Raw genomic sequence first — 16,294 nt, 5'->3', positions numbered from 1 at the left:
AGGATGTCCGCGCGTATTCATGACATCTCGGAGCCAAAGCCTACGCAGGCTTTGTTCAAAAGCTTCGAAGCTTTTGGCAGGTCACGCCTTGGCCAGTTTCGCCTCACGATTGGCGCGCAGCCGGGCGAAATCATCGCCCGCGTGATAGGACGACCGCGTGAGCGGGGTGGCCGAGACCATGAGGAAGCCCTTGCCGTAGGCCGCTTTTTCATAACCCGCGAATTCCTCGGGCGTGACGAAGCGATCGACCGCGTGGTGTTTCGGCGTCGGTTGCAGATACTGGCCGATGGTCAGGAAATCGATATCCGCCGCGCGCATGTCATCCATGACCTGCATCACCGACTGGCGATCCTCGCCCAACCCCACCATGATGCCGGATTTGGTAAAGATCGACGGATCGATCTCTTTCACCCGCTGCAAAAGCCGCAGCGAATGGAAATACCGCGCGCCGGGACGCACTTCGGGATAAAGGCCCGGAACGGTTTCCAGGTTGTGGTTGAACACGTCCGGACGCGCCGCAACGACGGTTTCCAGCGCGTCGGGCGCACATTTCAGGAAATCCGGTGTGAGAATTTCGATCGTCGTGTTGGGCGAGCGGTGACGCACGGCGCGAATGGTCTGAGCGAAATGCTCGGCCCCGCCATCGGCAAGGTCGTCGCGATCAACCGACGTGATGACCACATGGTTCAGCCCCAGCTTCTGTACCGCATCCGCGACACGGCCCGGTTCAAACGCATCGAGCGTGTCCGGACGGCCGGTGGCGATATTGCAGAACGTGCAGCCACGGGTGCAGATCTCGCCCATGATCATCATGGTCGCGTGCCCCTGGCTCCAGCATTCGCCGGCATTGGGACAGCCCGCTTCCTCGCACACGGTGACGAGGTTGTTTTCCCGCATGATGCGGCGCGTTTCGTTATACCCTTCGCCACCCGGCGCCTTGACCCGGATCCAGCTTGGTTTCTTCGGCTGGGCGTTGTCCGGACGATGAGCTTTTTCCGGATGACGTTGTTCTGGTATCTTGAGATCGCGCAACGGTTTTTCCCCGCAATGTCTGGACGGAACTCCTCTAACATAGGCCACAGCAGGAGGTAGTACCAGTGTTGCATAGCTGCGTTGCGGCTTCACATTCCCAAGGGTAACGAGTTCCTCCTGCACAGTATTTACTGGGGTTTGTGGGCCGTCATGCAGGTGGCTGCGTCGCTTGGCCCCAGCGTCGGGGACGTCCTAACCGATCAGTCCGGCCCCCTGATTGCGGCGACCGGCGTAGAACAGCGCCAGCCGTTGCAACGCGATGCGCAGGACAACCTTGCCGGACCGCGCGGACCAGCCAAGACGCTTTTCGGTAGCCTCCAATCCTTCGCGCAGGCAACAGCAGCGCAGCACGACTTCGCTCAGACCCGGGCCAAGATCCCCGACCGCATCGAGCGTGCGCTGTGCGGCCTCAAAGCGACGCGCGTTGGTCAGGGCCGATGCTTTGGCGCGGAGCCGGTCCAGAGCGCTTGGGCAATCCCAGCCCAACAGATCGGACGCGGTGAAACCGGCGATGGCGTAATCCTCGTAGAGCCGGTCTCCGGCCGCGACGAAATCCTTGGGAAGAAACGGTCGCCCGTCGGGGCCGCGCCGCCGCGCCAGCGCGGTCAGCGGGCTTTCGAAGCCCGGCCCATTGGGGAGCGATCGATCCCGCGAGCGCCGGTCCGGGCCAGCTTCGCGTCCAAAACCCAGGGCGTCTTCCAGCGCATGTGCCGCCCGTGTGTCACGCGCCGCGACCAGCCCCGGCACATTGCTGCGGCCCTCTTCGGTGACGCGGTACCGCTTGACCGCCGTGCCGCCATCCGCCGCGATCCAGTTGCGCAGAACCAGTGCAGCGGCCAGGTCGAGATCGATTGCCCCAAGAACCACGGTTTCGCCTTCGCCGACGGTCTTGACGATGGCGGGTTGCCGCAGATCGGCGTTGTAGAGCATCATCGCGCGCGGCTGGCAGAGCTGGCGCAGCGCGTCGGTCAGGTCATCCATGCTGGCACAGGCGGCCTCGGACGCGGCGTCGACGGTGGCGTGTCCGGCAAGCGCGCGGTCCACCATCGGATCGTCCCTCAGCGTTTCGAGTTTGCGCACCTGGCGCAGCACAGTCGATGCGTGGCACCCGGCCTCGCGGGCGATTTCGCGGATCGGTCGGCCCTCGGTGGTATGCGCGAGATAGCGACGCGCGGCTTCCGGTAAAAGCGCAACCGCGCCGCTTTCGATCCGGACGTTTTGCAGGTCAGTCATAGTGTTCCCCCTTCAGAAGTCTGTCAAAAAAGCCCCCAGGTTTATCCACAGACGGATTGCAACCTAAGGATGTATTTGTTTCTGATTTGTTAACTTTCTGCGTCAGGGAAGTTTGTGTTTCCAAAACGTAAACAAACAGGAAGGGCACCGCGCGCCGAATCTGCCGCGACGCAACACACGTACAGGTTGTGCCATGGTCATCCCGTTCGGCGGAGTTTTCCGCTCACTTAAAGGGGATCACCATGCAAGACCTTCTGACACAACTCTCCCAGTTGCGCCGTCCGCGACTGCTGATCCGTGCCGCGCGCATCGGGGCGCAAAGCTACCGTCGTGAGGCGCGTCTGCCACGGCTGTTGGGGTATGGCGTGTCGCCACGGACCGGACCTGCTCTGGTCAAGCTGATGTCGATCGAGGCCGAATTGAACGAACAGCGCGAGAACGGCGACGCCTGTTACAGCGTCGCCGCGCATGTGGATGTTCTGACGGCAGTCATGGGCGAGGCGCAGATCCTGCGCGCCCAGTCACAAGAGGCCGGTCCGGTGTCCCTTACATGAAGGCGTCGGGCATCGACGCTTTCTTCTTGGTGACATACTCGGTCAGTGCCTCGTGGATACCGGGATCGAGCGCGGGTTGCTGATAGGTGTCGATCTGGCGCTGCACGCGTTCGGTGGCCAGCGCCATCGTATCGCGGGCGCCTTCTTCGAACCATGTCTCGAAGGGTTTGAAGTCGAACACCTCTGACCGCCAGAACGCAGATTTGAAATTGGCCTGCGTGTGGGCGCATCCAAGGTAATGGCCGCCCGGCCCCACCTCGGCGATCGCGCCCATCGCCTGCGCCTCTTCGTCGATTGCGATGCCCTGCGCGATCTTGTGCAGCGCGCCCAACTGGTCGGCATCCATGACGAATTTCTCGAAAGACGCGACAAGCCCGCCTTCGAGCCACCCGCAGGCGTGCAGCATGAAGTTCACACCCGACAAAAGACCCATGTTGAGGCTGTTCGCAGTCTCGTAGGCCGCTTGTGCGTCGGGCAGTTTCGATCCGGTAAAGCTGCCCGCCGACCGATACGGCAGGTTCATCCGCCGCGCCAATTGCCCGGCGCCATAGGTGATCTGGCTGGCCTCCGGCGTGCCGAAAGTGGGCGCGCCCGAGTTCATGTCGATGGACGTCACGAAGGCCCCGAAGATCACCGGCGCACCCGGGCGGACCAACTGGCTGTAGGCAATGCCGGCCATCACCTCGGCCAGAACCTGTGTCAGCGTGCCCGCCACCGACACAGGCGCCATTGCACCGCCGACGATGAACGGGCTGATGATGCAGGCCTGGTTGTTGCGCGCGTAGACCTCCAAAGCGCCCATCATCACGTCGTCGAAAGTCATCGGCGAGTTGATGTTGATGAGCGACGTCATGACGGTGTTGTCCTGCACGTAGTCCTTGCCGAACAGGATCTCGCACATCTCCACGCTGTCCTGTGCGCGGCTGGGTTCTGTCACCGACCCCATGAATGGTTTGTCCGACAGCGTCATATGCGCCATCAGCATGTCGAGGTGGCGCTTGTTCACCGGGATGTCGGTGGGTTCGCAGACCGTGCCGCCCGAATGGTGCAACCACTTGGACATATATCCCAGCTTCACGAATTTCTCGAAATCCGCCATCGTCGCATAGCGCCGCCCGCCAAGCGCGTCATGCACGAAGGGCGGGCCGTAGACCGGGGCCAGTACGAGGTTGCGCCCGCCAATCTCCACCGCGCGGTTCGGATTGCGCGCCTGCTGGGTAAATGTCGACGGCGCGGTGCTGCACAGCTTGCGCGCCAGACCACGCGGGATTCGCACACGTTCGCCCGTCACCTCGGCCCCAGCGTCGCGCCAGAGATCAAGGGCGGCGGGGTTGTTGACGAAGTTCACACCGATCTCGGCCAGCACGGTTTCAGCGTTGGTCTCGATGATCTCGAGCGCCTCTTCGGTCAGGATCTCGAAGTTCGGGATATTGCGCTGGATATATTTGGCTGTTTCCACAGAAACCGCCGTGCGTTCCGCCCGCCGCGCCGCACCGCCACCGCCGCGTGACCGTCTGCGTGTTTCTGCTTCTGCCATGATCTAACTCCGTGCGGATACAATAGGGCCCCGGCTCGGTGTCCGGTGGACCTTCCATAGTATGAGACCAGAGGGCGACAGCGACGGATTGCGTCCTGTGCGTCGCGAAAGCGACATTCGGCGGCGCCAGAGGGAACCGCACGATTGCATCACCCGTTAGGCGTATGAACCGTTCAAGGAGAGACCCATGCGCTTTGGCACAAAAAAGACTGCCGCGATGTTCGCCGTATTGCTGGCCGGAGTGGCCGTGGCTTGGGTCGGGTTCGCCCTTGGCTCTCTTGTTTTCGGCCTGTCCATCGTGATCTGTTTTCTCATCTGGATTTTCGGCGCGCGGCTTGTGCACGAGAACATGGGCAAGACCTGGCATCGCCCGAAGCGCGACTGGCAAGAGGACTGACCAAATCCGCGTCAGCGTTATTGCCAATTTCCGTGGCTCTGCCTATCAGGAGCCATGAGCACCTCAGATCACGACCGCCTTCTCATTATCGACTTCGGCAGCCAGGTGACGCAGCTTATCGCGCGCCGCCTGCGCGAATTGAACGTCTATTGCGAAATCCATCCTTACCAGAAGGTTACGGATGAATTTCTTTCGGAATTTGCCCCAAAAGCGATCATCTTTTCCGGCGGCCCGGACAGCGTGATGCGCGACGGCAGCCCGCGCCCGCCGCAATCGGCATATGAACTGGGCGTGCCGATCCTTGGCATTTGCTACGGTCAGCAGGTCATGATGCACGATCTGGGTGGCCGCGTCGAAGCGGGCGAACACGCGACCGCAGAATTTGGCCGCGCTTGGGTCAAACCGTCCGAGACGCGCGACGATATCCTGCACGGCTGGTTCATGGACGGCTCTGGCCGTGAACAGGTCTGGATGAGCCACGGCGACCACGTCTCTGAAATCGCTCCGGGTTTCGAGGTTCTGGGCACCTCTCCCGGTGCACCTTTCGCGATCACAGCCGACCGTGCCCGCCACTTCTACGCGGTGCAATTCCACCCCGAGGTGCACCACACTCCCAACGGAAAGACGCTCTATCAGAACTTCGTGCAACTGGCCGGGTTCACGGGCGACTGGACGATGGACGCATACCGCGACGAGGCGGTCCGCAAGATCCGCGATCAGGTTGGCGACAAAAAGGTGATCTGCGCGCTGTCCGGCGGCGTCGACAGCTCGGTCGCGGCTGCCCTACTGCACGAGGCAATTGGCGATCAACTGACCTGCGTTTTTGTGGACCACGGCCTACTGCGTCTTAACGAGGCGGACGAGGTTGTCGCCATGTTCCGCGACCACATGAACCTGCAAGTGATCCACGCGCAGGAACAAGAGCTGTTTCTGGGTGAACTTGAGGGCGTAAGTGACCCGGAAACCAAGAGAAAAATCATTGGCCGCCTGTTCATCGACGTGTTCCAGAAATATGCCAACGACATCGACGGCGCGGAATTTCTGGCGCAAGGCACGCTCTACCCCGATGTGATCGAATCCGTCAGCTTCAGCGGCGGGCCTTCGGTCACGATCAAATCGCACCACAATGTCGGCGGCCTGCCCGAAAAGATGGGCCTCAAGCTGGTCGAACCACTGCGCGAGCTCTTCAAGGACGAGGTGCGCGAGCTTGGCCGCGAACTGGGTCTGCCCGACAGCTTCATCGGTCGTCACCCCTTCCCCGGTCCCGGCCTCGCCATCCGCTGCCCCGGCGAAATCACCCGCGAAAAGCTCGACATCCTGCGCAAGGCCGATGCGGTTTATATCGACCAGATCCGCAAACATGGCCTCTACGATGAGATTTGGCAGGCTTTCGTCGCGATCCTGCCCGTCCGCACCGTGGGTGTGATGGGCGACGGGCGCACGTATGATTTCGCCTGCGCCCTTCGCGCGGTCACCTCCGTCGATGGCATGACGGCGGATTATTACCCTTTTAGCCACGATTTCCTGGGCGAAACCGCCACCCGCATCATCAACGAGGTCAAGGGCATCAACCGCGTGACCTACGACATCACCAGCAAGCCGCCGGGAACCATCGAGTGGGAATGATCCGCGTCAGCCTTGCCGGCCTTGCGCTTGTCCTGCCGATGCAGGGTCAGGCCGAACCGACCTATCATCGCGTGATAGGCGTGGCGATCGACGACGTGCTGAACATCCGCGCCGAACCGTCGGCCGGCAGTGCCGATATCGGCGACCTGCCCTACAACGCGCGCCGGATCGAGGCGTTCGAGTTTGATGCCACCGGCAACTGGGCGCGGATCGCGCTGAACGAGCGAGATGGTTGGGTGTCCACCCGCTTTCTGACCCGTGACGAGGTTGCGACCATCGGGGACACGACGGTTCCCGAAGGCATCGTCTGCGGCGGAACCGAACCGTTCTGGGCGCTGGGGCTTTACGGCGACGAGGCGCGCTATTCTCACCCGTCGGACGGCGACACCGATTTCACCTTCGACAGTGCCCGCGTCGCCGAAGGCAGGCTTGGCAGCCCCGCTCTCATCACCGTTGCCACGGAGGACACCCAAGTGATCGAAGCCATCCTGTCCGGCGCACAGTGCAACGACGGGATGAGTGATCGGTCCTACGGATGGACCATCACGATGCAATTGATCGCGCCCGGCAAGCGGCGGTTTCTGTCCGGTTGTTGTCATCTCCCCCGTGACTGAGTTGCCCTTTCGTACGGGAGCGCGCGAATGACGCTGTCTCCGACCCTGCGCGCGTGTCTGTGGATGATCGGCGCGATTGTGTCTTTCACGTCAATGGCAATCGCCGGGCGCGCGGTCAGTCTCGATCTCGATACGTTCGAAATCATGATGTACCGCAGCCTGATCGGTATGGTCATCGTGATCTCCGTCGCGCTCATTGCCGGAACGCTCCACCAAGTGCGCGCGCAGAAACTTGGGCTGCATTTCATTCGCAATCTCAGTCATTTCGCTGGCCAGAACCTCTGGTTCTACTCGATCACCGTGATCCCGCTGGCTCAGGTGTTCGCGCTTGAGTTCACCTCGCCGCTTTGGGTCATGCTGCTTGCCCCGCTGGTGCTGGGCGAACGCCTGACCAAATCGCAGGCCATCGCGGCGGTGATCGGCTTTGTCGGCATCCTGATCGTGACACGCCCCAGCCCGGAGACATTCCACGTCGGTCTGGTCACGGCGGCCCTCGCAGCCATAGGATTTGCCGGATCGGCCGTGTTCACGCGCAAACTGACCCGAACCGAAACGATCACCTGTATCCTGTTCTATCTCACGGTGATGCAAGCGGTGCTCGGCCTTGGCTTTGCGGGTTTCGATGGCGACATCGCCCTTCCGACACTCGACAATCTGCCGTGGGTGGTCGTCATCGCCGTAGCCGGGCTCGTCGCGCATTTCTGCCTGACAACCGCACTGTCGCTGGCCCCGGCGACAATTGTAATGCCAATCGATTTCACCAGATTGCCGGTGATCGCGATTGTCGGAGTGCTTCTATACGCCGAGCCGTTGGACCCGTTCGTCCTCTTGGGGGCGGCCCTGATTTTCGGCGCGAATTACTACAACATATGGTCGAGCACGCGCGCGTAACAAGAATGTGACGCTGCGGAAGAACCGTCACGCTGACGTATGGTCAAAATTGACCCTTTCATCAGCGTTTCGATACCCCTTTGCTCGAGGAGACAATTAACTTCAGAGGGATGAGGGTCCAATGACACGATTGATGACAAGCGCCGCCGCGCTTGCCGTTGCTGCGGGCGCAGCGCAGGCAGGCGGCATCGAAAGAATGGGCAACAACTACGGACTGCTGTTCGAGAGCGGCAACAAGGTTCAGCTCAGCTTTTCGGCGGTTTCGCCAAGCCTTTCCGGTGAGTACAATTCGCAGCTGACAGCTGCGGGCGGTGGCGAGGACGACACCGGCAACATGTCGAACGACTACACGACGCTCGGCTTCGCATACAAAAACGACGTGAACGAAAAGCTGGCCTTCGGCATCTTCGTCAACACGCCCTATGGCGCCGACGCGGAATATTCGAAGGGTGTCTATACCGGCCTGACCGCCGAGTGGGACAGCCAGCAGGTCGCCGCCATCGCGCGCTACCGCCTGACGGATCGCGTTTCGGTCTTCGGCGGCGCCCGTTACGTGCGCAGCAAGGCCGAGATCACCATCCCCGACCTACTTACCCGCACCGCTGTCGGCCGCAATGCCCAAGCCCTCGGCGCCGAGGCGCAGGCGCTCGGTGCACAGGCGCAGGCCGCTGGTGCGGCTGGCGATCTGGCCGCGGCACAGGCGCTTGGCGCACAGGCGCAAGCACTCGGCGCACGGGCGCAAACGCTTGGAGCAGCGGCGCAGGATTTCGGCACCAGCATGGAATTCAACGCGTCCGCCGATTACGAAGGCGATTGGGGCGGCGTTCTGGGTGTGGCTTACGAAATCCCCGATATCGCGCTGCGCGTTGCCCTGACCTGGGAATCCGAAATCACCCACTCGTTCGAAGCGTCCGAAACCATCCCCGGTCTCGGGATCGATGCGGATGGCGGAGACAACGATGTGACCATGCCGCAATCCGTCGCTCTCGATTTCCAGAGCGGTGTTGCGCCCGGTACGCTGGTCTTCGGTCAGATCAAGTGGACCGAATGGTCCGAATGGGAAGTCGCCACGCCGCAATACGAGGACGTGACCGGCGGTCCGATCACCGGATTCCCGAGCGATATCTGGACCTACAAGCTGGGTGTTGGCCGTCAGTTCACCGACAAGGCATCCGGCTTTGCACAGATCACCTACGAGCCCGATCTGGACGATATCCAGTCGCGCCTCAGCCCGCGTGACGGCGTGGTCAGCCTTGGACTCGGCGGACAATACACGTTCGACAACAACATGACGCTGCGGGGCGGTGTCGAATATGCGTGGGTCGGCGATGCCGAAGATGCCTCGGGCACCAAGTTCGAAGGCAATGACGCGTTCGGCGTCGGCGTGTCGCTGACGGTCGGCTTCTAAATCGATCCCCTCTGGAAAAGGTCAAACCCCGCCGGTGTATTCCGGCGGGGTTTTTCTTTGCCTTGCGCATGTTTCGGATCGCGGAAAGATGCGGGTTTCCGGTAAATCGGCGACATGACACCACAAACCTCCCTTTCGTCGCGCGCATGGATCGAGCTTGTTCTGCTCGGGCTGATCTGGGGTGGGTCATTCCTTGCCATCCGCACGGCGCTGGACGAGATCGGCCCGCTGACGTCTGTTCTGCATCGCACCGGTTGGGCCATGCTGGTTTTATGGGGGGTCGTCGCACTGAAACGATTGCCCGTGCCGAAAGCCCCGAAAGTCTGGGGTGCGTTCCTTGTCATGGGGCTGTTGAACAATGTGATTCCGTTCAGCCTGATGGCATGGGGGCAGCTGTACATTCCCACAGGCCTCACCTCGATCTTCAACGCGGCAACGGCGGTTTTCGGCATCGTGGTCGCTTCGCTTGTCTTCGCCGATGAACGGCTCACTGCACGCAAGGCGCTTGGGGTCGGCCTTGGGTTCTTCGGTGTCTGCCTGGCCATCGGCCTGGACGCGCTGCGCCAGTTCGACACCACCTCGCTCGCGCAACTGGCCATCGTGGCGGGCACCCTGTCCTATGCACTGGCGGGCGCGTGGGCGCGCAAGATGCTGGGTGGCGTGCCACCGGTGATCGCGGCGGCGGGCATGTTGACCGGATCAACGCTCTGTATGATCCCCCTCGTTCTGGCGGTCGAAGGCACACCGTCGCTTGCCCTCGCCCCCGACACCTGGCTGGCCATCGCGTACTATGCCATCGTCGCGACCGCCCTTGCCTACCTGCTCTACTACCGTGTTCTTGGCATGGCGGGCAGCGGCAACCTGCTGCTTGTCACGCTGATCATCCCACCCGTCGCCATCACGCTGGGCGCTTTGGTGCGCAACGAGAGCCTCCATCCCGGCGAATACCTTGGCTTTGCCGTTCTGGCCCTTGGGCTGAGCATCATTGACGGACGGTTATGGCGGCGCAAAGCTACAACCGTTTGACGCCCTCGCGCCGCATCGCTAATCCCAAGCGACGGGGTTACGGGCACGGGACAGCGCAATGATCTACGCATCGGCACAGGACTGGCACAATGCGGCGCACAAGCGTGTGGTGCTGTTCGCCATGTCGGGTTTGGGAAAGACCCACATCTCGAACCTGCTGCGCGACACGGGCGACTGGTTTCACTATTCCGTCGATTACCGCATCGGCACCCGCTACATGGGCGAATACATCGCCGACAATGCCAAGCGCGAAGCCATGAAAGTGCCGTTCCTGCGCGATCTGCTAATGTCGGATTCGATTTATATCGGCTCGAACCTGACCTTCGACAATCTCGCACCCGTCGCCGCCTATCTCGGCAAACCGGGCGATCCCGCACGCGGAGGCGTGCCGATCGACGAATACCGCAAGCGGCAGGATCAGTTTCGCCGCGCGGAAATGGCGGCGCTTCTCGACACCGGTTATTTCATCGACCGCGCCATCGACCTCTACGGCTACCCGCATTTCGTCTGCGACACAGGCGGGTCGATCTGCGAATGGGTCGACCCGACCGATCCCAACGACCCGATCATGGCGGAACTGTCAAAGCATGCGCTTCTGGTCTGGATCAAGGGCGACGAGGCACACACTCAGGACCTGATCCGGCGCTTTGACAAGGCGCCGAAACCGATGGCCTACCAACCCGAATTCCTGAGCCGCGTCTGGGCGGATTATCTCAGCAAGAACAACGTCAAAGAAGGCGACGTTGATCCTCATGCCTTCATCCGCTGGACCTATGCACAGGCGCTTGCGCATCGCCAGCCGCGTTACCAGATGATGGCCGATCGCTGGGGCATCACCATCGACGCCGCCGACCTGATCGCCGATCCGACACCACAGACCTTCGATGCGCTGATCGCAGACGCTCTGGACGAGAGAAAACCGTAAGCCATGCCTATCAAACTGCCCAACAACCTGCCCGCCTATGACGTGCTCAAGCGCGAAGGCGTGATGGTGATTCCCGATGAACTGGCCAGCCAGCAGGACATCCGCCCGCTGCGCATCGCGCTGCTCAACCTGATGCCGAAGAAGATCCAGACCGAGAATCAGTTCGCCCGGTTGATCGGTGCAACGCCGTTGCAGATCGAATTCAACCTGATCCGCATGTCCGAACACCAGACCCGCAACACCGCAGCCGAACACATGGAGAGCTTCTATCGCCCCTTTGCCGAGGTTGCCTACAGCGGAGAAAAGTTCGATGGGCTGATCATCACCGGTGCGCCGATCGAACATTTGCCATACGAAGAGGTGACTTACTGGGATGAGCTCACGCAAGTGATGAACTGGACCCAGACCAATGTGCACTCCACCTTCGGCGTTTGCTGGGGCGGGATGGCGATGATCCATCACTTCCACGGCGTGCCCAAGATTGACCTGCCACACAAGGCCTTCGGCTGCGTGCGGCATCGCAATCTCGCGCCCGCCTCGCCGTATCTGCGCGGCTTTTCCGACGATATGGTCATCCCGGTCAGCCGCTGGACGGAAATTCGCCGCGAAGACGTGCAGAACGCAGGCCTTCCAATCCTGATCGACAGTGCCGAAACCGGCCCCTGCCTGGTCGAGGATCCGGCCCATCGCGCGCTCTATGTCTTCAACCATTTTGAATACGACAGCGGCACGCTCAAGGAAGAATACGAACGTGATGTCGCCAACGGCACGCCGATCAACGTGCCCGCCAATTACTACCCCAACGACGACCCAAGCCAGACGCCCCAGAACCGCTGGCGCAGCCACGCGCATCTTCTCTATGGCAACTGGGTGTCGGAGATCTACCTAACAACTCCGTTCGACATAGATCAGATCGGTGCGTCCAGCACGGATCTGCGCAACAGGTAGGAGACCGGTTTGGCGTTGAGAACTCTGGGATTGCTGATCGGCTGCGCGGCGGTGATGACATTGACCACGGCCTGCACCGCGACCTATCGCGAAGCCAAGGCGGAAGAGGAGTTTCCGCCCATCGGCCGGTTTCTCGACGTGAACGGCACGCAAGTCCATTACGTGAGCAAGGGCGCCGGTCCCGACATCGTGCTGATCCACGGCGCCTCGGGCAACCTGCGCGATTTCACCTTTTCGCTGGTCGACAAGCTGGCGGATCGCTACCGCGTGACCGCGTTCGACCGGCCCGGCCTGGGCTATACCGAGCGCGTGAACCCGAACGGCACCTCGATCACCGAACAGGCCAACCTGCTGGCGGACGCCTCCGAACAGCTTGGCCTTCGCAAACCGATCGTCATGGGCCAGTCCTACGGTGGCGCTGTCGCGCTGGCCTGGGCGGTACATCGCCCCGATGACCTCTCGGCCCTTGTCCTGACCGCCGCCGCGTCGAACCCGTGGGACACCGGCCTCAGCACGTTCTATCAGGTGACGTCCAGCGATCTGGGCAGCGCAACCGTCGTGCCCGCGATCACGGCATTCACACCGAGCAGCATTGTCGAAGACGCCATCGACGGCGTGTTCCGCCCGCAATCGGCACCCGAAGGCTACGGCGACTATATCGGCGCCCCCCTGACACTGCGCCGCGTGTCCATGCGCGCCAACGCCATGCAGCGCGCGAACCTGCTGGGCGAGATCGAAGAGCTGCACACCCGCTACGGCGAAATCGACGTGCCGACCGAGATCATCCACGGCGATGCGGACACGACCGTGGGCCTGTCGATCCATTCGATCCCGCTGTCAAAGCAGATCGATGGCGCCAATCTGACCGTACTCGAAGGCATCGGCCACATGCCGCACCACGCCGCCGAACCCGAGGTCATCGCCGCAATCGACCGCGCCGCCCGACGTGCGGGTTTGCGTTAATCGCATTAACATCCCATATTCAGATCAGAGCAGACGACAGAAGGGGTCTAGAATGGACCTGCCCTTTGATGGCGCGATCAGAGCGTTTTTCCAGAATGATGCCCCAGATGACGTGCGCCACGCCATAAAGCGCGCGGAAAAAGGAGACATCATCAACCCTGACTATCCCTATTCGGAACGCATGCCGCGCAAGGCCTACGAAAAAGACCTCGATGCGCTTCAGATCGAACTGGTCAAGATGCTGTCTTGGGTCAAGCAAACCGGCGCCCGTGTCGCGATTGTCTTCGAAGGGCGCGACGCGGCAGGAAAAGGCGGCACGATCAAGCGCTTCCGAGAAAACCTTAATCCACGAAACGCACGTGTCGTCGCCCTTTCCAAACCCTCGGACACTGAAGCCTCCCAGTGGTATTTCCAACGCTACATCGACCATCTGCCCGCCGCCGGAGAGATCACCTTCTTCGACCGCAGCTGGTACAACCGCGCCGTGGTCGAGCATGTCTTCGGCTTCTGCACGCCCGAACAGCGCATGCATTTCTTCCGGCAAGTTCCTGATTTCGAAAAGATGATCGTCGATGATGGTATCCATCTCTTCAAAATCTGGCTCAATGTCGGCCGCGCCGAACAATTGCGCCGCTTTCTCGAACGTGAAGAAGACCCGTTAAAACAATGGAAACTTTCATGGATCGACGTTGAGGGCCTCAAGAAATGGGATGCCTACAGCGCCGCTATCCAAGAGACCTTCGCCCAAACCCATACCGATCACGCGCCTTGGACCATCGTGCGCTCCGATGACAAACGCCGCGCCCGGATCAACGCCATCCGCAGCGTGTTGACCCATCTCGACTACGCAAGGAAGGACGTGAAAGCTCTGGGCAGGATCGACCCGAAGGTCTGCGGCGGGCCGGACATCTGGGATGGGTAAACGCGGCTACCATCACGGCAATCTGCGGCAGGCCCTGGTCGATGCGGCTCTCGAGCTGATCACCGAAAAGGGCCCGACGGGCTTTACCCTGTCCGAGGCCGCCAAACAGGCCGGCGTCACGCCCGCCGCCGTGTACCGCCATTTCGAAGGCCGCGAAGACCTGATCGCCGAAGCCGCGCTTCAGGGCTACGAGATTTTCTCGGACGTGATGCAATACGCTTATGACAGCGGCCAACCCTCAGCCCTCGCCGCGTTCGAGGCGACGGGACGCGCATATTTAGCTTTTGCGCGAAAATACCCCGGCCATTATATCGCAATGTTTGAAAGTGGCATCTCGGTCAACCGCACCCCGGACCTCGCCGCGGCCTCGGGCCGGGCACGCGCCGTGCTGGAACGGGCGGCCGAAGAATTGTCGAAACACATCCCACCGGAAAAGCGCCCGCCCGCGTCAATGTTTTCGGCCCATATCTGGGCGTTGAGCCATGGCGTTGTCGAATTGTTCGCGCGGAATTCACCCGGCACCAAATCGCCCTTTCCGCCGGAAGAGCTTTTGGAATCCGGGATCGGAATTTACCTGCGCGGATTGGGCCTGATCGCACCCGATCAGTGACGTGACAAACCCCGCGCAACAGACTACATCCGCGTCATGACACAAGAACTCCACATCGTTGGCGGCGGCATGGCCGGCTCCGAAGCCGCCTGGCAGGCCGCGCATCGCGGCGTGCAGGTCGTGATCCACGAGATGCGCCCCAAGGTCGAAACCTTCGCCCACAAGACCGGCGATCTGGGCGAAATGGTATGCTCCAACTCCTTCCGCTCGGACGATCATGAACAGAACGCCGTGGGCCTGCTGCATTGGGAAATGCGCGAGGCTGGCGGGCTCATCATCGACACGGCGCATAGGCATCGTCTGCCTGCCGGTGGTGCGCTGGCCGTGGATCGCGACGCCTTCAGCGCAGAGATCACCCGCCGCCTGCACGCACATCCAAATGTCCGCGTAAGCCACGAAGAAATAACGGAATTGCCAGATACCGGCAACTGGATTTTCGCCACCGGCCCGCTGACCAGCGCCGCCCTGGGCGCGGCCATCCAGGCCGAGACCGGCACCGATCGTCTGGCCTTTTTCGATGCCATCGCCCCAATCGTCTATTTCGACAGCATCGATATGAGCAAAGCATGGCTGCAATCGCGCTATGACAAGGGCGAGACCGAAGAAGAACAGCGCGCCTATATCAACTGTCCGATGGACAAGGCGCAGTACGAGGCGTTCATCGACGCTCTTCTGGCTGCCGACAAGACCGAATTCCACGAAGGCGAAACCGCAGGCTATTTCGACGGCTGTCTTCCCATCGAAGTGATGGCTGAACGGGGCCGCGAAACTCTGCGCCACGGACCGATGAAGCCTGTGGGTCTTACGAACCCGCACCAGCCGGACATCAAGCCCTGGGCCGTGGTGCAACTGCGCCGCGACAATGCTCTGGGGACGCTCTACAATATCGTCGGCTTCCAGACAAAGATGAAGTATGGCGCGCAAGCCGATGTTTTCAGGATGATTCCCGGTTTGGAGAACGCAAGTTTCGCGCGTCTGGGCGGCATCCACCGCAACACCTTCCTCAACAGCCCGACGCTGCTCGATGACCAGATGCGCCTGCGCACGAAGCCCAACATCCGATTTGCCGGTCAGGTCACGGGCGTCGAAGGCTATGTCGAATCCTCGGCCATGGGCCTTCTGGCCGGACGCATGGCCGCGGCAGAGATCACGCTCCAGCCGATCCCGACCGTCCCGCAGGACAGCGCACACGGTGCCCTGATCCACCACATCACCGGCGGGGCCGAGGCCAAGACGTTCCAGCCGATGAACGTCAATTTCGGTCTCTTCCGCCCTGTAGACGGCCTCAAGGGCGGGCGACGCGGTCGAAAAGACCGTTACAAAGCCTATACCGACCGCGCCAAGGCCGCGTGGTCCAAATGGCTGATGGAACAGCGCGAATTCGCATGAATTACGTTCTCGCCCTCCTCCTGCCGCCCCTCTCGATCTTGCTGACCGGACGCATTTTCACGGCTCTCATCGTGCTGATCATCTGGATCCCGGCTCTGATCTTTTCGGGCGGACTGACCCATCCGATGTTCATTCTCCTGGCATGGGTGCTGATCTACCAAAGCGCCGAAGACCGCCGGGCGCGCCGCTATGGACGCCCCGACAAGGACTGACCCCGGC

17 protein-coding genes are annotated in these 16,294 nt (G+C 61.5%); 14 read left to right on the top strand and 3 right to left on the bottom strand.

What is annotated here, in order from left to right:
• Window positions 1–81 precede the first annotated feature (81 nt).
• Complete coding sequence (gene lipA / locus Q1B16_RS12975) at window positions 82–1,032, bottom strand: lipoyl synthase (RefSeq protein WP_299789212.1); 951 nt, start codon at window positions 1,030–1,032, stop codon at window positions 82–84.
• A 192-nt stretch (window positions 1,033–1,224) separates the two neighbouring features.
• Entirely contained in the window at window positions 1,225–2,265 is a 1,041-nt protein-coding gene (locus Q1B16_RS12970) for a DUF6456 domain-containing protein (protein WP_299789209.1), read from the bottom strand.
• 242 nt (window positions 2,266–2,507) lie between these two features.
• On the opposite strand from Q1B16_RS12970, the gene Q1B16_RS12965 reads away from it, so the two are divergent.
• Complete coding sequence (locus Q1B16_RS12965; RefSeq protein ID WP_299789206.1) at window positions 2,508–2,819, top strand: DUF6477 family protein; 312 nt, start codon at window positions 2,508–2,510, stop codon at window positions 2,817–2,819.
• Here the strand turns inward: Q1B16_RS12965 and Q1B16_RS12960 are convergent.
• Window positions 2,812–4,356 (bottom strand): trimethylamine methyltransferase family protein, encoded by a 1,545-nt coding sequence (locus Q1B16_RS12960; RefSeq protein ID WP_299789203.1) that lies wholly within the window; start codon window positions 4,354–4,356, stop codon window positions 2,812–2,814. The genes Q1B16_RS12965 and Q1B16_RS12960 overlap by 8 nt on opposite strands.
• A gap of 187 nt (window positions 4,357–4,543) precedes the next feature.
• Here Q1B16_RS12960 and Q1B16_RS12955 point away from each other — a divergent pair, with 187 nt between their 5' ends.
• From Q1B16_RS12955 to Q1B16_RS12895, 13 genes are all read left to right on the top strand, one after another.
• Entirely contained in the window at window positions 4,544–4,753 is a 210-nt protein-coding gene (locus tag Q1B16_RS12955; RefSeq protein ID WP_299789200.1) for a hypothetical protein, read from the top strand.
• Window positions 4,754–4,807: 54 nt separating this feature from the next.
• A complete protein-coding gene (gene guaA / locus Q1B16_RS12950; RefSeq protein WP_299789197.1) occupies window positions 4,808–6,379 on the top strand; it encodes a glutamine-hydrolyzing GMP synthase in 1,572 nt (523 codons plus the stop codon).
• Window positions 6,376–6,993 (top strand): SH3 domain-containing protein, encoded by a 618-nt coding sequence (locus tag Q1B16_RS12945; RefSeq protein WP_299789194.1) that lies wholly within the window; start codon window positions 6,376–6,378, stop codon window positions 6,991–6,993. Before guaA ends, Q1B16_RS12945 begins: the two co-directional genes overlap by 4 nt.
• 33 nt (window positions 6,994–7,026) lie before the next feature.
• A complete protein-coding gene (locus Q1B16_RS12940; RefSeq protein WP_299789892.1) occupies window positions 7,027–7,884 on the top strand; it encodes a DMT family transporter in 858 nt (285 codons plus the stop codon).
• A gap of 121 nt (window positions 7,885–8,005) precedes the next feature.
• Entirely contained in the window at window positions 8,006–9,292 is a 1,287-nt protein-coding gene (locus Q1B16_RS12935; RefSeq protein WP_299789190.1) for an outer membrane protein transport protein, read from the top strand.
• Between the two features lie 114 nt (window positions 9,293–9,406).
• Window positions 9,407–10,318, top strand: a complete 912-nt coding sequence (locus Q1B16_RS12930; protein WP_299789187.1) for a DMT family transporter — start codon at window positions 9,407–9,409, stop codon at window positions 10,316–10,318.
• 58 nt (window positions 10,319–10,376) lie between these two features.
• Window positions 10,377–11,243 carry an ATPase gene (locus Q1B16_RS12925; protein ID WP_299789184.1) on the top strand — a complete coding sequence of 289 codons (867 nt, stop codon included), beginning with the start codon at window positions 10,377–10,379 and terminating at the stop codon, window positions 11,241–11,243.
• 3 nt (window positions 11,244–11,246) lie between these two features.
• Window positions 11,247–12,191: a homoserine O-succinyltransferase gene (gene metA / locus Q1B16_RS12920; protein WP_299789181.1), complete on the top strand. Its 945-nt coding sequence runs from the start codon at window positions 11,247–11,249 to the stop codon at window positions 12,189–12,191.
• A gap of 9 nt (window positions 12,192–12,200) precedes the next feature.
• Window positions 12,201–13,154: an alpha/beta hydrolase gene (locus Q1B16_RS12915; protein WP_299789178.1), complete on the top strand. Its 954-nt coding sequence runs from the start codon at window positions 12,201–12,203 to the stop codon at window positions 13,152–13,154.
• Between the two features lie 52 nt (window positions 13,155–13,206).
• Complete coding sequence (gene ppk2 / locus Q1B16_RS12910) at window positions 13,207–14,076, top strand: polyphosphate kinase 2 (protein ID WP_299789175.1); 870 nt, start codon at window positions 13,207–13,209, stop codon at window positions 14,074–14,076.
• A complete protein-coding gene (locus tag Q1B16_RS12905; protein WP_299789172.1) occupies window positions 14,069–14,686 on the top strand; it encodes a TetR/AcrR family transcriptional regulator in 618 nt (205 codons plus the stop codon). The genes ppk2 and Q1B16_RS12905 overlap by 8 nt, the downstream gene beginning before the upstream one ends.
• Window positions 14,687–14,722: 36 nt before the next feature.
• Entirely contained in the window at window positions 14,723–16,075 is a 1,353-nt protein-coding gene (gene trmFO / locus Q1B16_RS12900; protein WP_299789170.1) for a methylenetetrahydrofolate--tRNA-(uracil(54)-C(5))-methyltransferase (FADH(2)-oxidizing) TrmFO, read from the top strand.
• Window positions 16,072–16,287, top strand: coding sequence for a hypothetical protein (locus Q1B16_RS12895; RefSeq protein WP_299789167.1), 216 nt, complete (start codon window positions 16,072–16,074; stop codon window positions 16,285–16,287). The genes trmFO and Q1B16_RS12895 overlap by 4 nt, the downstream gene beginning before the upstream one ends.
• The last annotated feature ends 7 nt before the right edge of the window (window positions 16,288–16,294 follow it).

Source organism: uncultured Marivita sp. (genome assembly GCF_947488135.1).
Taxonomy (GTDB): Bacteria; Pseudomonadota; Alphaproteobacteria; order Rhodobacterales; family Rhodobacteraceae; genus Marivita.
Note: the sequence above shows the minus strand (reverse complement) of the source record. Positions and strands in the feature narration are given on the sequence as shown.

Coding starts and splice junctions, on each gene's coding strand:
- Q1B16_RS12970 (WP_299789209.1), bottom strand. CDS start 2,265: ATGACTGACCTGCAAAACGTCCGGATCGAAAGCGGCGCGGTTGCGCTT.
- Q1B16_RS12965 (WP_299789206.1), top strand. CDS start 2,508: ATGCAAGACCTTCTGACACAACTCTCCCAGTTGCGCCGTCCGCGACTG.
- Q1B16_RS12960 (WP_299789203.1), bottom strand. CDS start 4,356: ATGGCAGAAGCAGAAACACGCAGACGGTCACGCGGCGGTGGCGGTGCG.
- Q1B16_RS12955 (WP_299789200.1), top strand. CDS start 4,544: ATGCGCTTTGGCACAAAAAAGACTGCCGCGATGTTCGCCGTATTGCTG.
- guaA (WP_299789197.1), top strand. CDS start 4,808: ATGAGCACCTCAGATCACGACCGCCTTCTCATTATCGACTTCGGCAGC.
- Q1B16_RS12945 (WP_299789194.1), top strand. CDS start 6,376: ATGATCCGCGTCAGCCTTGCCGGCCTTGCGCTTGTCCTGCCGATGCAG.
- Q1B16_RS12935 (WP_299789190.1), top strand. CDS start 8,006: ATGACACGATTGATGACAAGCGCCGCCGCGCTTGCCGTTGCTGCGGGC.
- Q1B16_RS12930 (WP_299789187.1), top strand. CDS start 9,407: ATGACACCACAAACCTCCCTTTCGTCGCGCGCATGGATCGAGCTTGTT.
- Q1B16_RS12925 (WP_299789184.1), top strand. CDS start 10,377: ATGATCTACGCATCGGCACAGGACTGGCACAATGCGGCGCACAAGCGT.
- metA (WP_299789181.1), top strand. CDS start 11,247: ATGCCTATCAAACTGCCCAACAACCTGCCCGCCTATGACGTGCTCAAG.
- ppk2 (WP_299789175.1), top strand. CDS start 13,207: ATGGACCTGCCCTTTGATGGCGCGATCAGAGCGTTTTTCCAGAATGAT.
- Q1B16_RS12905 (WP_299789172.1), top strand. CDS start 14,069: ATGGGTAAACGCGGCTACCATCACGGCAATCTGCGGCAGGCCCTGGTC.
- trmFO (WP_299789170.1), top strand. CDS start 14,723: ATGACACAAGAACTCCACATCGTTGGCGGCGGCATGGCCGGCTCCGAA.
- Q1B16_RS12895 (WP_299789167.1), top strand. CDS start 16,072: ATGAATTACGTTCTCGCCCTCCTCCTGCCGCCCCTCTCGATCTTGCTG.